Origin of the sequence: Sorangium sp. So ce367 (assembly GCF_051520455.1) — a bacterium.
In the GTDB taxonomy this organism is placed as follows: Bacteria; Myxococcota_A; Polyangia; order Polyangiales; family Polyangiaceae; genus Sorangium; species Sorangium cellulosum_B.
Map to the genome: position 1 here is coordinate 3,778,081 of NZ_CP150334.1, position 14,532 is coordinate 3,792,612.

General features: G+C 70.0%; 8 protein-coding genes. 4 read left to right on the plus strand and 4 right to left on the minus strand.

Annotated elements, in window-relative coordinates; all coding sequences use genetic code 11:
• The first annotated feature begins 97 nt into the window (after positions 1-97).
• A complete protein-coding gene (locus WME97_RS14560; protein ID WP_437552500.1) occupies positions 98-1,153 on the plus strand; it encodes a hypothetical protein in 1,056 nt (351 codons plus the stop codon).
• A gap of 191 nt (positions 1,154-1,344) precedes the next feature.
• On the opposite strand, the gene WME97_RS14565 is transcribed toward WME97_RS14560, so the two are convergent.
• The 3 genes from WME97_RS14565 to WME97_RS14575 all read right to left on the minus strand — a co-directional run bounded on the left by WME97_RS14565 (position 1,345) and on the right by WME97_RS14575 (position 3,954).
• Complete coding sequence (locus WME97_RS14565) at positions 1,345-2,916, minus strand: hypothetical protein (protein ID WP_437552501.1); 1,572 nt, start codon at positions 2,914-2,916, stop codon at positions 1,345-1,347.
• A gap of 253 nt (positions 2,917-3,169) precedes the next feature.
• Entirely contained in the window at positions 3,170-3,577 is a 408-nt protein-coding gene (locus WME97_RS14570; RefSeq protein ID WP_437552502.1) for a hypothetical protein, read from the minus strand.
• On the minus strand, positions 3,559-3,954 hold the full coding sequence (locus tag WME97_RS14575) for a hypothetical protein (RefSeq protein ID WP_437552503.1): 396 nt from the start codon (positions 3,952-3,954) through the stop codon (positions 3,559-3,561). The genes WME97_RS14570 and WME97_RS14575 overlap by 19 nt, the downstream gene beginning before the upstream one ends.
• A 362-nt stretch (positions 3,955-4,316) precedes the next feature.
• Here WME97_RS14575 and WME97_RS14580 point away from each other — a divergent pair, with 362 nt between their 5' ends.
• On the plus strand, positions 4,317-9,767 hold the full coding sequence (locus WME97_RS14580) for a trifunctional serine/threonine-protein kinase/ATP-binding protein/sensor histidine kinase (protein ID WP_437552504.1): 5,451 nt from the start codon (positions 4,317-4,319) through the stop codon (positions 9,765-9,767).
• A 14-nt stretch (positions 9,768-9,781) separates the two neighbouring features.
• Complete coding sequence (locus WME97_RS14585; RefSeq protein WP_437552505.1) at positions 9,782-10,279, plus strand: response regulator; 498 nt, start codon at positions 9,782-9,784, stop codon at positions 10,277-10,279.
• Here WME97_RS14585 and WME97_RS14590 read toward each other — a convergent pair whose 3' ends face one another.
• Positions 10,280-12,193, minus strand: coding sequence for a PAS domain S-box protein (locus WME97_RS14590; RefSeq protein ID WP_437552506.1), 1,914 nt, complete (start codon positions 12,191-12,193; stop codon positions 10,280-10,282).
• A 182-nt stretch (positions 12,194-12,375) separates the two neighbouring features.
• On the opposite strand from WME97_RS14590, the gene WME97_RS14595 reads away from it, so the two are divergent.
• A complete protein-coding gene (locus WME97_RS14595) occupies positions 12,376-14,478 on the plus strand; it encodes a hybrid sensor histidine kinase/response regulator (protein ID WP_437552507.1) in 2,103 nt (700 codons plus the stop codon).
• Positions 14,479-14,532: the final 54 nt, after the last annotated feature.

Sequence of the window (14,532 nt, forward strand, 5' to 3'; positions counted from 1 at the left end):
GCTCGCCCTGCGGCCGTCTAGCATGCACAGTACCATGGTAAAACCTTTGCATCATTTTATTCGCGTTGCCCTTGGAATCACCCTCGCTTGCGGCGCAATGGCGTGCGGGGACAGCTCCGGGGACAACAGCGGCGAGGGCGGCGAGCGCGGCGAGGGCGGCGCGGGCGGCGCGGGCGGAGCAGGCGCGACGACGGGCAGCGGCGGCAACACGACGGCGAGCAGCGGCGGCGGCAACACGACGGCGAGCAGCGGCGGCGGCGGCGACACGACGGCGAGCAGCGGCGGCGGCGGCGACACGACGGCCAGCAGCGGCGGCGGCGGCGACACAACGGCGAGCAGCGGCGGCAACACGACGGCGAGCAGCGGCGGCAGCACCGCCGCCGGCGGCGATCCTGCGGACGCGCGGACCTACGACCACCACCACACGAACCTCGCGGACATCCCGGCGAGCTGCATCGCGGAGCTCAAGTCGGGCGACTTCGTCTTTCATTATGCCCACCGCTCGCACGGCTTTCAGATCATCGTGGGCTCCGAGAGCCTCGAGGAAGGCAACGCCACCTACGGCTTCGAATCGGAGTATTGCGATGTCCCCTCCCAGACCGGCGTCTTCCGGATGTGGGACGGCATGACCGACACCAACCTCGTCGAGGGCGATCAGTACTGGGCGAGCCAGGCCGGGGTGAACGATCTGCGCTCCATCCTGCGCCAGCACCCGGAGATCCGGTACTCGATGTGGGCGTGGTCGTTCGAGATCTCCGAGCAGACCGAGCGGGACGTGCAGCTCTATCTGGACACGCTCGACGCGCTCGAGGGGGAGTTCCCGAACGTCACCTTCATCTACATGACCGGCCCCGCGGACGAGGAGTACAACGGCGTGAACCGCACGGAGCGCAACCAGCAGATCCGCGACTTCTGCCACGAGCACGGGAAGATCCTTTACGACTTCGAGGATCTCGACTCCTACTGGAACGGCGAGCAGCACACGGCGATGGTGGACGGGGTCGAGATCCCGATGGAACACCCGCACTTCTCCGTGGATGGGTCCGGTGACCCGGAGTACCAGTACACGCATACGACGCGGCAGAGCTGCGAGAACAAGGCGCGCGCCTTCTGGGGCATGATGGCCGATCTCCAAGGGTGCAGCGGGCGGTAGCCGGCGCGGCTCCGTTCCGGACCTCCCGCCCGTTGGGCAGTTGCCTTCCCGGATTCCCGGATTCCCGGATTCCCGGAGGCCGTTTGGTCTTTTGATCGGGATGCTCCGCGGGCGGGCGCCATCCCTGCGTGATCCGAGCAGCGAGCCGGCTTCGCGGCGTGACGAGCGGCGCCTCGGGGCCGAATGACAGGCTACGGAGCGAGCTTCACGACGAAACCACGGGTCCCATACTGATCCTCGAGGATGGGCACATCCGGGAGGGCGACGGTGCCGAAGTCGAGCGCGCCGGAGTAAAAGCCGCTGAGGAGCACGTTGCCCGAGGGGTCCACCGCGGAGCCCGTGGCGCGGGACTCGCCGGGGGCGACCCAGTCCGCGTCCGGCGGTGGGGTGCCCTCGTAGGTCCGGCTCGCGAGGTGGGCGCCGTCCGGCGCGTAGCGGGCGACGAAGATTCGCCAGTCGCGGGTGTTGCTCTCGAGCTCGCCGCCGCCGAGGTCGAGCGAGCCCTTCGTCGTGCCGACGAGCACGAGGTTGCCCGCCGCGTCGAAGCTCGGGCGGGTCGAGCCCATGATGCCGTAGAGGGAGCGCTCCCAGCGGGGCTGCCCGCTCGCGTCGAGCGCTTGCAGCAGGAGCCCGAGGCCGTAATGGATGTTGCACCCCAGATCGGCGCTCCCGTTTGCGCCCGGGTCGGCGACGATCAGCGCGCCGTCGTCCGGCGCGGCGGTGAGGAGGATCCTCGGTGTATGGCCCTGCGCCGGGATGGTTCTGGCCCAGAGCACCTCGCCGTTCGGGCCCAGCCGCTGCACGAGGCGCTCGTGGGTCCCGGCCGACTGGCCGTCGCCTCGGGTCACCAGCGCCTGCACCAGCGCCCCGCCGGAGGGCATCGCGGCGACGTCCGGCGTGCTCAGGATCATGTAGGCGCGGCCCTCCGCTGGAGGCGGCGCGAGCGGCGCGGCGATCGTCGTGGACCATGCGACGTCGCCGCTCGCGTCGAGCGCGAGGACGAGCACGTCCATGAGGGTATTGCCCTTCACGCTGAACAAGGCGCCTCCGTAGCTGGTGGAGCCGGAGAACGGGGCGATCAGGATTACTCCGCCGTCGCTGGTCGGTGAGAGGGCGGAGGGTTCGCCTTCCAGGCTCTTGCTCCAGAGCACCTCACCGTCGGGCCCGAGCTTGGTGATGCTGTGCGGGACGCCGGATAGGGCGGGGGTCGTCGTCGTCCAGAGGGAGCCCTGAGCGTCGGCCGCGACGCTCGCCGGCAAGACGGTGGGCGCGCTCGCCCACAGCGGATGCCCCTCCGGATCGAGCTTCGCGAGGAAGCGCCCATGGCTGAAGAACGACACGCCCGACCCCAGATCGACAGGTCCGTAGACGTTTCCGACGAGGGTCACGTTCCCGCTCGCGTCGGCTGCGACGGCGCTGAGCTGGCCGGACGACGTTCCGTCACCGAACGCGGCCGCCCATGCGGCGGTGAAGGCGCCGTTCCCCCGCGACGGCGGGAGCCACGCGCAGGTCGCTGCGCCGCCGGTGGACGAGGACGACGTGGAGGAGGATGCAGGTGGTGAGCCACCGCCGCCGGTGGACGAGGACGACGTGGAGGAGGATGCAGGTGGTGAGCCACCGCCGCCGGTGGACGAGGACGACGTGGAGGAGGGTGGCGAGCCACCGCTGCCCGACGAGGAGGCGATCTCGTACACCTCGTCGGAGCAGGCGGCGCCGAGGACGAGGAGCGACGAGAGGAACAAGGTCTTGAAGGTGTCGCGCATCCTGGAAAGGTGCGGCATCGCGGCCAGCGCGCGCCTTATTCGGGGCTTAAACCTCGGCGACGTGACGACCTCCGCCGCGCGGTTCGCTTGCTCGAAGGAGACGAGTTTCGGGTGGAGAGCGTGGCGGAGCGGCTTGGCGTCACGGCATCTTCGCCGCGCCTTCACCGAGAGCTTCGGTATCGGGCCGAAAGATTTCGCGCGGACGGTCCGCCTCCAGCTGGCAATTGGCTGGACCCGACAAGCCCGATCCGGCTCAGACAGTGTCTGGACGGTTCAGCACGGCGTTGAACACAGTCGCCGGCACCCGCAGGCTCGGGTCTTCCTCATAGAGCGCGCGAAGCTCGGCGAAGCTCGCGTCGGGCGAGCGCGTGATCGTCGCGAGCCGGTCGAACAGCGTGAGCTGCTCGTCCTGCAGCGGCTCGTCGGAGCCGCTTATCGGACCCCAGTCGTCCCAGGGCAGCATCTCCATGTTGTTGAGCGCCGCGAGATCGCGCACGACGTTGCCGTTGATGAACCAGAACCCGCGCATGTCGAAGATGCCGAACTTCGACGGATCGGCCTCCCCGGCGCGACACTGCGCCCAGGCGTCGCCCGCGACAACGAAGCGATGCCGCGGCACATCGAGCACGTCGAAGTCGGGCTTCAGCGCCGCCCGCTGCACGTCGTCGATCTGCGCATCGACGAGGACCCAGCGCGCCTCGGCGGCGTTCCAGTACTCGCAGACCCAGTCGTCGACGAAGTCGCCGGGACGAGGCGCGTGTCGGGCGGCCGGGCGGCGGAGAGCGACCGCTCGTCGTGGGCGAAGAGGCGATCGAGCATCCGGTCGACCGGACGGAGGTGGGACTTGTTGCGGCGCTCGTCCGACAGCGTCACGCCATAGGCCTGCGCCCAGTGCTGGTTCAGCAAGAGGCCCTGCACGACACGGACGAGCGAGGCCGTGTCGCCCGGCAGGTCGTCGAATCTGCGCGCATGCGCGCCGCCGGACGTCATCGCGGCGGGGTGCGTGTAAAAGTCGAGGATCTCTCTTGCGGTCGTCATCGTTCGTTCTCCGCGAGCTGGGCCTTTCGGGGGTGGTGCCGTCGTCTGGCCGGAGAGTTTTGATAGGAAGGCGGTAGACCTGCGTGCCAGCACGGCTACAGCGTGCGGTTCCTGCGCGTCGACGCGATGCTGCGGAGGCTGCGCAGGTCCGGAGACCTCGCAGGCCCGGCTCCCAAGGTGGCACCTTGAACCAGAATAGGTATCAACGGCGGATATCCACCCACGCCGTGCGGCGAGATTCGTCCAGCCGCGAAGCGTCTTCGTGGTACCATCCAGGACACATTCGTGGCGGGGGCATGCCACGAGGTGGGCTGTTGACCGCGCCTGACAGCGCTAGAGCACGTCTGACGTCAAGGGGAGTGATGCTGACGATCTCGGGGTATCAAGCGACCGACACGATCTACGAGAGCGGCAGCTCGCGCGTCTACAGGGGCCAGCGCGCCGCAGACGGGCGCGCCGTGATCCTCAAGCTGCTGCGCTCGGACTATCCCAGCCAGACCGAGCTCACGCGCTACCGCCATGAATACGCGGTGCTCCGCAACCTGGATGCGCCGGGCGTCGTCCGGGCGCTCGACCTGTGCAGGCACGAGAACGGGCTCCTCCTCGTCCTCGAGGATTTCGGCGGCCGCTCGCTCGCGCACCACCTCCACCACCTCCAGCGCCGCCCGTTCGACGCCGCGGACTTCGTCCGGCTTGCGATCCAGATCACGAGCGCTCTTCGCGAAGTCCACGGAAGCGGAATTATACACAAGGATATCAATCCGTCCAATATCGTAGTCAACCGCGAGACGGGCGTCGCCAAGATCATCGACTTCGGCATCTCGACGCGGCTTTCACGGGAAGAGCTCTCGATCAAGAGCCCCGCGGTGCTCGAGGGGACCCTCGCCTACATCTCTCCCGAGCAGACCGGTCGCATGAACCGGTCCCTCGACCATCGCACCGATTTCTACTCGCTCGGCGCCACCTTCTACGAGCTCCTCACGGGCGCGCCGCCCTTCAGCGCGACGGACGCCATGGAGCTCGTTCACTGCCACGTCGCGCGCGATCCCGCCCCGCCGCGCGCGCGATGTCCGGGCGTGCCGGAGGCCCTGTCGGACCTCGTGATGAAGCTCATGGCGAAGGCGGCCGAGGGCCGTTACCAGAGCGCGGCGGGCCTCCTTCACGACCTGGAGGAGTGCGAGCGGCGCCTCGCGGCCACGGGCGAGATCGCCCCGTTCCCGCTGGGCCGCGCCGACGCCTCCGGCGCGCTCCGCATCCCGCAGCAGCTCTACGGGCGCGAGCGCGAGGTGCAGGCGCTGATCGAGGCGTTCGAGCGCGCGGCGCGGGGCGGCGCCGAGCTGATGCTCATCGCCGGGTACTCGGGGATCGGCAAGTCCGCGCTGGCGCACGAGCTGTACAAGCCCATCACCGAGGCGCGCGGGTATTTCGTCGCGGGCAAGTACGACCAGCTCCAGCGAAGCACCCCATACACCGCGATCACCAGCGCGTTCCGCGACCTGGTGCGGCAGATCGTCGCCGAGCCCGAGGCGCAGTTCGCGCTCTGGCGCTCGAAGATCAAGGCCGCGCTCGGGGCGAACGGGCAGGTCCTCGTCGACGTGATCCCGGAGATCGAGCGCATCGTGGGCGACCAGCCGGCCGTCCAGGCGCTGGGGCCCGCCGAGTCCCAGAACCGCTTCGTGCGCGTCCTCCAGAACTTCGTCCGCGTGTTCTGCGACGCCGAGCGCCCGCTGGCCATCTTCCTCGACGACCTGCAGTGGGCCGACGCGGCGTCCCTCCGGGTCATCGAGCTCTTGATGACCGACGCGAAGCTGCGCGGCCTGCTCGTGATCGGCGCCTACCGCGACAGCGAGGTGGGGGCCGCGCACCCGCTCTCGGCCGCGATCGCCGCGCTGCGACGGGAAGGGGCGGTCGGCCGGGTGCGCGAGATCTCCCCGGGGCCGCTCGGCGCCGAGATGGTCTGCCGGATGCTCGCCGACGCGCTGCGCGCGGACGCCGCGGCCGTCATGCCGCTCGCCGCGCTGATCACGCGGAAGACGGGCGGCAACCCGTTCTTCGTCAACGAGTTCCTCCGCACGCTGCACCACACCGGGTGTTTGCGGTACGACGCCGGGCTCGCGGCGTGGACGTGGGACGTCGAGCACATCGAGTCCAGGAACATCACGGACAACGTCGTCGATCTGATGATCGGCAAGCTGCGGGAGCTCCCCGAGGACACGCAGCGAGCGCTGATGTCGGCGTCCTGCCTCGGCAACCGCTTCGATCTGGGCAGGCTCGCGGTCATCCGCGAGGAGACCCGCGCCGATGCCTACCGGCACCTCGTGCCCGCGCTGCAGGAGGGCCTCCTCGTCCCGCTCTCCCCGATGGAGCCCGCGGCGCCCGACGATCTCGCCGCGCCGCTCGTCTTCCCGGACTACAGGTTCCTCCACGATCGCGTCCAGCAGGCCGCGTACGCCATGATCGAGGACGGCGAGCGCAGCGGCCTCCACGCCGACATCGGCCGGCTGCTCCTGCGGAGCCTGGGCGGGCGCGCCCCCGAGGAGAAGGTCTTCGACGTGGTCTACCACCTGAACCGCGGCGCCGACCTGCTGAGCGACGCCGCGGAGCAGCGGCGCCTCGCGGAGCTGAACCTCCTCGCGGGCCGGCGCGCGCTGCTCTCCGCCGCCTTCGACGCGGCGCGCGGTTACTTCGCCCGAGGCCTCTCGCTGCTGCCCGCGAGCGCCTGGCAGGGCGATCCTGCGCTGATGAGCGCGCTCCACGTCGGCGCGGCCGAGGCGGCGTGCATGAACGCCGACTGGGGCGCGATGAAGGAGCTCGTCGACGCCGCCCTGGGCGAGATCCACGACGTCATGAACAGGAGCAAGCTCTACGAGCTCCTGATCCTCTATCACCACACCCAGGCGGAGTTCCGGAAGGCCGTGGACATCGCCGTGGAGGCGCTCGCGCAGCTCGGCGAGACGTTCCCGGCGAGCCCCGGCATGCAGGATTTCCTCGACGCCTATACCAAGACGACGAAGCAGGTCGCCGAGATCGGCCTCGAGCGCCTCGGCCGGCTCGCCCCGATGACGGAGGCGCCGAAGCAAGCCGCGCTCGTGATCCTCCGGCGCGCCATCCATGCGTCGTATTTCGCCGCGCCGGAGATGCTCGGGCTCTTCATCTGCCGCGCGCTCGACCTGACGATGGATCACGGCGAGTCGCCGCTCTCGTCCTATGCGTTCGCGGCGTTCAGCGTGCTCGTCAACGCCGGCGTGGGCGACATCGCCACGGGATCCCGGTTCGGCGAGCTGGCGATCGCGGTGCACAGGCGCCGGGACGAGCCGTTCTACAAGGCGAGCGTCTACAACTTCTATTACGGGCTCTCCCGGCACTTCTACCGTCCGGCCCGCGAGAGCCAGGCGCCGCTCATCGAAGGGTACCTGAGCTACGCCGAGAACGGCGACGCCGAGAGCGCCGCGTACTGCCTTATCAACGCCTTCGTCTGCGGCGCCGTCTCCGGGCAGAACCTCCTCGACCTCGAGGCCATGTTCGACAGGCACATCGAGGAGGTGTTCAGGTTCAAGCAGGAGCAGGTCATCAACCAGCTCAGCGTCTGGCGGCAGGTCATCCGGAACCTCACCGGCAGGTCCGAGCACGCGGCGAAGATCAAGGGAGAGTTCTTCGACGCCGAGCAGGCGCTCCCCGGCCTCTACGCGACGAAGAACTTCAACACCGTCAATTATATCCATACGGCGCAGGCGATGCTCTATTTCGTGTTCGGCGAATACGAGCTCGCCTACAGGCACGCCGCCGAGACGGAGCCGACCCTCGGCGCGAGCACGGGCAAGGTGTTCACGCCGCTGCACACCTTCTATTACTCTCTCGCCATGACAGCGCTCTACCCGGCGGCCTCGCCGGAGGACAAGGCGCGCTACCGCGAGAAGCTGTCGGAGAACCAGGCGAAGCTCAAGGCGCTGTCCGCGACGTGCACCAGCAACTTCCTGCACAGGTACCTGCTCGTGGAGGCCGAGCTCGCGCGGATCGACGGCCGCGCGGCCGAGGCGCTGGACCTGTACGACCGCGCCATCGCGTCCGCCTCGGAGCACGACTACGTGAACGAGGCCGCGGTGGCCTGCGAGCTGGCGGGGCGGTTCTGGCTCGCGCAGGGGAAAGAGAAGCTCGCGCGCGTCTACCTCGCGGACGCGAGTTACCACTACGACCTCTGGGGCGCCGCCCGCAAGGCGCAGGACCTGGAGGAGCGGTATCCGCAGCTCGTCGCGCGCGAGGCGCACGCTCCGCGATCCTCGGAGATCGCGCCCTCACGCACGTTCGTCACGACGACCTCGCTCGGCGCATCTCGCCTCGACCTCAGGACGGTCCTGAAGGCGGCACAGGCGATCTCCGGGGAGATCGTGCTCGACAGGCTCCTCGCCAAGCTCCTGTCGGTCGCCATGGAGAACGCCGGCGCCCAGCGCGGCTGCCTCGTCCTCCGGGACGGCTACGGCCTGCGGATCGAGGCCGAGGTCGACTGGACCGACGGCCGCGACGAGCCGCGCTTCCCGGGGCTGCCCCTCGACAAGGCCGCGGCGCACGAACGCCCGCTCCTCTGGGCCGCGATCGTGCAGTACGTCGCGCGGACGGGCCAGTGCGTCGTCCTCTCCGACGCCTCGACAGACCGGCAGTTCCAGCGCGACGACTACGTCGCGCAGCGCTGCCCGAGGTCCGTCCTGTGCACGCCCATCACCCACCATAACGGCCTTTACGGGGCCATCTACCTCGAGAACAACACGGCGACCGGGACGTTCACCGAGGATCGGCTGGAGCTGCTCTCGATGCTGTCCTCGCAGATGGCGATCTCCATCGAGAACGCGAGGCTCTACACGGGCGTGGAGCAGAAGGTCCGCGAGCGCACGGCGGAGCTCGAGCAGGCCCACGCGACGATCGTCCGCCTGGAGCGCGAGGCGGTCGAGAACCAGATGGCGGGCGGCTTCGCGCACGAGATGCGCAACGCCCTCTCGGGGGCCGCCATGGTGCTCGAGTCCGTGACCCAGGGCGGCGAGACGCTGTGCGCGAAGAACGCGGCCCGGCTCGGCGAGCTGTTCGACTTGCTCAAGGGCGATATCCCGGAGGACAAGATCAAGGCGGTCCTCGCCCACCTGGGCGACATCGAGGAGGCGGAGGAGACGCTCGACAGCGTGCTCCGGATGGTGGGCGACTGCACGGAGCGCGCGCTGAGCGTCACGAACAGGATCCTGGAGTACTCGAAGCTCGGCGTCGCGCTCGCCGGCAACGAGGTCGTGAGCCTCCGCCGCGTCATCGAGTCCGTCGCGGCGCGGCACCGCGACGAGTTCGCGCGCCAGGGCGTGTCGGTCGAGCTCGATCTCCGGGGCGGCTCGGCGGTCGTCGGGTACGAGTCGCACTTCGACTCCATCGTGAGCAACATCGTCCTGAACGCGCGCGACGCGCTGCTCCTCGTCGGCGACGGCCGCGGCCGGCGGATGCGGGTCGAGACGGTCGACGAGGGGGAGCTCCAGGTCCTCACCATCAGCGATAACGCCGACGGGATCTCGTCCGACGACCTCTCGAAGATCTTCCAGCCGTTCTTCTCGACGAAGCCGACGACCGGCGTGGGCCTGGGGCTCAGCTTCGTCTCCCGCCTCGTCGCGATGTACCGCGGGACGATCGACGTCGAGAGCGCCGCGGAGCGCGGAACGACGTTCGTCGTCCGGCTTCCGCGCGCGGCGCTCCACCACCAGCCGCAGCAGCCGCAACAGCCGCAACAGCCGCAGCCGGCCGGCGCGCCCGCCGGCCGGATCGATCTCAACCTCTCCGGGAATTGAAAGGAGGCGCCAAGATGACATCGGCGAAATTCACCAGGCGCTTCCGCGAAGCTTCGGACGAGGCGCCGGAGGCGCCCGACAAGGATCGGGCGATCGTGGTCGTGATCGACGACGACCCCCGGATGCGGTCCGCGCTCGAGTTCACGCTGCGGCGTGATTACGACGTGCGCCTGTACGCGAGCGCGCAGGAGGGCATCGCCGCCATGACGGAGATGGTCAGCCTGGTCATCCTGGATATCCGCATGCCGGGCATCGACGGGCTCACTGCCTACCTGAAGATCAAGGCGCTGTTCCCGAAGGTGCCGATCATCTTCTACACAGCGTTCCAGGACATCCTGGAGAAGCAAGACCTGCTCTCGACCCACAAGGCGTTCGGCTATTTCGACAAGAACGGCGACGTGTCGGGGCTCATCGCGGCCGTCGAGAAGGCCGTCCAGCATTACAGTCTGGTCTCCAGCATGGCGAGCGCGCAGAAGCTCGTGCGCGGGATCATGCCCCCGGACGCGAGCTGATCAGCAGCCGGCGTGCCGCCGCGCGCGCGGCAGCTCGACCGTGAACCTCGCGCCCTCGCCCAGGCGGCTCTCCACGCGGACCGCCCCGCCCATCGCCTCCGCCGCCTCGCGCACGATCCAGAGGCCGAGCCCGAACCCGCTGTATTGGCGGGACGTCGTCGCCCGCTGGAAGCAGCGGAAGATCCGCTCGTGATCGGCCGCCGCGATGCCGATCCCGCGGTCGCGGACGGTGAGGCGCGCCATGTCGCCGGACGCCTCGAGCGCCACGTCGACGGGCTTGCCGACGCCGTACTTGGACGCGTTGGAGAGCAGGTTGGTGATGATCTGCTCGAGCCGCACCGGGTCCCACTGGCCGTGGAGGGCGCTCGGCGCGTCGACGGTGACCGGGCACGCCGCGCGCCGGAGCAGCGCCGCGTGTCCGTTCAGGATGTCCCGGAGGAGCGCGCTGAGGTCGACCTCCTCCGGCGCCACCGTCATCGGCGCTGCCGTGATCTGCGAGATGTCGAGGAGCTCCTCGACGAGCCGGTTCAGCCTGTCGAGCAGCGCCTCCACGGCCTCCAGCTTCGGGATCACCTCCTCGGCGGCCGGCGGCGGCCCGCCGGCCCTCCGGTACATGCGCAGGAGCGCCTGCACCCGGAGCATCACCGGGGTAATGGGCGTCTTGAGCTCGTGCGACGCGATGGTCAAGAACTCCTGGCGCGTCTCCTCGACGTGCTTCCGGTCCGTGATGTCCTCCGCGATGACGACGAAGTAGGCAGGCGCCCCGGAGGCGTGACGGACCAGCGAGACCGTGACCTTCACCCAGACCAGCTCGCCGCCCTTCCGGACATAACGCTTCTCCCGCGAGACCGTCTGGACCTCCCCCGACAGGATGCGGCGCACGTTCTCGACATCGGTGGGAAGATCCGGCGGATAGGTGATCTGCTGGAACGTGAGATCGGTCATCTCTGCGTGGGAGTAACCCACGAGATCGCAGAATTTCTCGTTCATCCGGAGCCACCGGCCCTCGACCGACACCTGGCCGATGCCGACCGCGGCCTGGTTGAACGTGGCGCGAAAGCGCTCCTCGCTCCTCCTCAGCTCCTCCTCGGACCGCTTGCGCTCCGTGATGTCGTGGAACGACGTGACCACCGCGTACGGGATGGACTCGCTCGGGCGCAGCAACGGCTGCGAGTTGATGGAGATCCACGCCATGCCGCCCTCCGGCCGGTGCACCCCCATGATCACGTTCTTCTGCGGCGCCCCCGTGCGGAGCGTCACGATGGCCGGGTGCAGGTCGCCGTTGAACGGAGCGCCGTCCTCGTGGACGGCCCTCCAGCGGGGATCGCGGCTCTCCCGGCCCGCCATCTCCGCGGACGTGAGGCCGAGGATGCGCTCGGCGCTCGCGTTGCACGCCTGGATCGCGCCGCTCGCGTCCTGGAGGACGATCCCCTCGTCGAGGGCGGCGATCACCGAACGATAGCGCTCCTCGCTCCTCCGGAGCGCCGCTTCCGTCGCCCTCCGCTCCGTGACGTCGGCCCAGATCATGAGCAGGGTGGCGACGCGGCCGCCGCACAGGATGGGGCTGACCCTGACCTCATAGCGCGCCGCGTGGCCGTGCTCGCCGGGGATCGTGCACTCGCAGCTGTCGGACGCCCCCGACCGCACGACGCGCTCGACGCAGGAGCGGGCCGCATCGCGCGTCTCCGGCGCGATGTGCTCGTAGACGCTCGTCCGCAGCAGGCTCGCCGAGCTCGCCCTCGGCAGGGCGCGGCCGGAGAGCAGGATCGTGCCGTCCGGGGAGATCACCAGGATGCAGTCGGATGCGCTGCCCAGGATCGCCTGCAGCAACGCCTCGGCGCCGCCGAGCTCGGCCAGCTGTCGCTTGAGCGCGTCGGCGGCGCCTTCTTCGGCGGATTTCCCCAGCGCAGCCACGTTCTATGCATTGTTACCAGAGGCCGCGGCCGCAACCGCGCGGACGAGCTCGCGTCGGCTGGCGGGACCCGCGCGGGGCCCGCGTCGCCGCCGGTCTCCGGCATCGTTTCTCGGCGCGACGAGCGCGCCGGCGGGTGGCGAAACGCCGAGCGCGCCATTACGCAAACCTCCGGGCGAGGACGATGCGGAGCACACGGGTGGACGGGGCTGGCCGCCAGCGCGCCGAGGAGGCCACCGCGGCCGGGCAGGCCGAGGTGGCGCTGCGGGAGAGCGAGGCCCGCGACCGCGCGGCCAGCGCAGAAGCCGCCCGGCTGGAGGCCGAGGCGGCCGTCCGGCGGAGCGAGGAGCAGTATCGCCTCGTCAACCGCGCCACGAACGACGTGATCTGGGACTGGGATCTGGAGACGAACCGGGTCTACTGGAACGGAGCGGTCGTCCAGCATTTCGGCTGCACGCCGGAGGAGCTCGGCGACGGCCCCGAGGGCTGGTACGACCGCATCCACCCCGAGGACAAGGCGCGGGTGACCGAGGGGATCCGCGCGGCGATCGAGGGCAACGGGGAGATCTGGACCGACGAGTACCGCTTTCGCAAGGGTGACGGCTCGTACGCGCCCTTCCTCGACCGCGGCTACATCGGCCGGAGCGCGAGCGGCGTGCCCACCCGCATGATCGGCTCGATGCTGGATCTGACCGAGCGCCATCAGGCCGAGGCCGCCCTGCGCGAGAGCGAGCTCTTTCACCGTCAGACCCTCGAATCGATCCCGGGCATGGTGTGGGCGACGCGGCCCGACGGCTACTGCGAGTTCCTCAGCGAGCAATGGGTCGAGTTCACCGGCGTGCCCGCCGAGCGGCAGTTCGGCGACCGGTGGCTCGAGGTCCTGCACCCGGATGATCGGGAGCGGGTCTTCGCCGCCTGGCGCGCCGCGGTCGGGGGGCTCGCCCCGTATGACCTGGAGTACCGCGTCCGGTGGCGCGACGGCGGATACCAGTGGTTCAAGGTGCGCGGGCGGCCCATCCGCGACGCCTCGGGACGGATCGTCCGCTGGTTCGGGATCGGGATCAACATCCATGACCTCAAGCTGGCAGAGCAGGCGCTGCGGGACGCGGACCGGCGGAAGGACGAGTTCCTGGCCATGCTGGCCCACGAGCTGCGCAACCCCCTCGCGCCCGTCCGCACGGCGGTCGCGATGCTCCGGAGGGTCGGAGCGGCGGATCCCGTGCAGCGGCGAGCCCGGGACGTGATCGATCGCCAAGTCACGCACATGGTCCGGCTGATCGACGACCTGCTCGACATCTCTCGCATCGCCCGCGGCCGGATCCAGCTCCGCAAGGCGCGCTGCGATCTCGTCGGCATCGTCCGCCAGACCGCCGAGGATTACCGGGCGAACCTCGAGGCCGACGGCGTGGCGCTCCGCGTGAGCGCGCCGGACGAGCCGCTCTGGGTCGAGGGCGACGACACCCGGCTGGCGCAGATGCTGGGCAATCTGCTGCAGAACGCCGGCAAGTTCACCGACGCGGGCGCGAGCGAGGGCGGGCGCGTGTCGGTGCGCGTCGAGGCGGGCCCTCGGGCGCCCGGGCGGGAAGGGGGCGTGTCTGGACAGGCCCTCATCACGGTCGAGGACAACGGCGTCGGGATGGATCCGGGGCTGCTATCGCGCATCTTCGATCCGTTCAGCCAGGCGGATCAGGGGCTGGCCCGGAGCAAGGGGGGGCTCGGGCTCGGCCTTGCGCTGGTGAAGGGGCTCGTCGAGCTCCACGGCGGGACGGTGGCGGCGCACAGCGAGGGGATCGGCCGAGGCTCGGTGTTCACGCTGCGGCTGCCGCTCGCGGCGCCGGTCGCCCGGGACCTGTCGGCCGCCTCCGACGGGGAGGAGGCCAGTCGCCAGGGGGTCCGCGTCCTCGTGATCGAGGACAACCACGACGCGGCCGAGAGCCTCGAGATGCTCTTGACCCTGAGCGGCTACGACGTGGAGACGGCGTTCGACGGCCCGACCGGCCTGACGGCGGCCCGGACGCGCCCTCCGGATGTGGTCCTGTGCGACCTCGGGTTGCCGGGCGGGATGGATGGGTACGACGTGGCCCGCGCCATCCGCGCCGAGCCGTCGCTCGCGTCGACGCGCCTCGTCGCCCTGAGCGGCTACGGTCAGGACGAGGACCGGAGGAGATCGCGAGAGGCGGGCTTCGACAAGCACCTCGTCAAGCCAGCCGAGGACACCGCGCTGATGGAGGCCCTGTCGGCGGGGCGCCGCGAGCTGCGCAGCTCGGCGAGCCCGCTCTCGCGCTGATCTGCGGCCGCGCGCGCTGCGCGCCGGCGCCCCGAGCAGCGCCGGAGCTGTGTG

Bases quoted from the DNA above. Each gene is read 5' to 3' on its own strand.
- WME97_RS14560 (WP_437552500.1), top strand. From the start codon at position 98: ATGGCGTGCGGGGACAGCTCCGGGGACAACAGCGGCGAGGGCGGCGAG.
- WME97_RS14585 (WP_437552505.1), top strand. From the start codon at position 9,782: ATGACATCGGCGAAATTCACCAGGCGCTTCCGCGAAGCTTCGGACGAG.
- WME97_RS14580 (WP_437552504.1), top strand. From the start codon at position 4,317: ATGCTGACGATCTCGGGGTATCAAGCGACCGACACGATCTACGAGAGC.
- WME97_RS14575 (WP_437552503.1), bottom strand. From the start codon at position 3,954: ATGACGACCGCAAGAGAGATCCTCGACTTTTACACGCACCCCGCCGCG.
- WME97_RS14565 (WP_437552501.1), bottom strand. From the start codon at position 2,916: ATGCGCGACACCTTCAAGACCTTGTTCCTCTCGTCGCTCCTCGTCCTC.
- WME97_RS14595 (WP_437552507.1), top strand. From the start codon at position 12,376: ATGCGGAGCACACGGGTGGACGGGGCTGGCCGCCAGCGCGCCGAGGAG.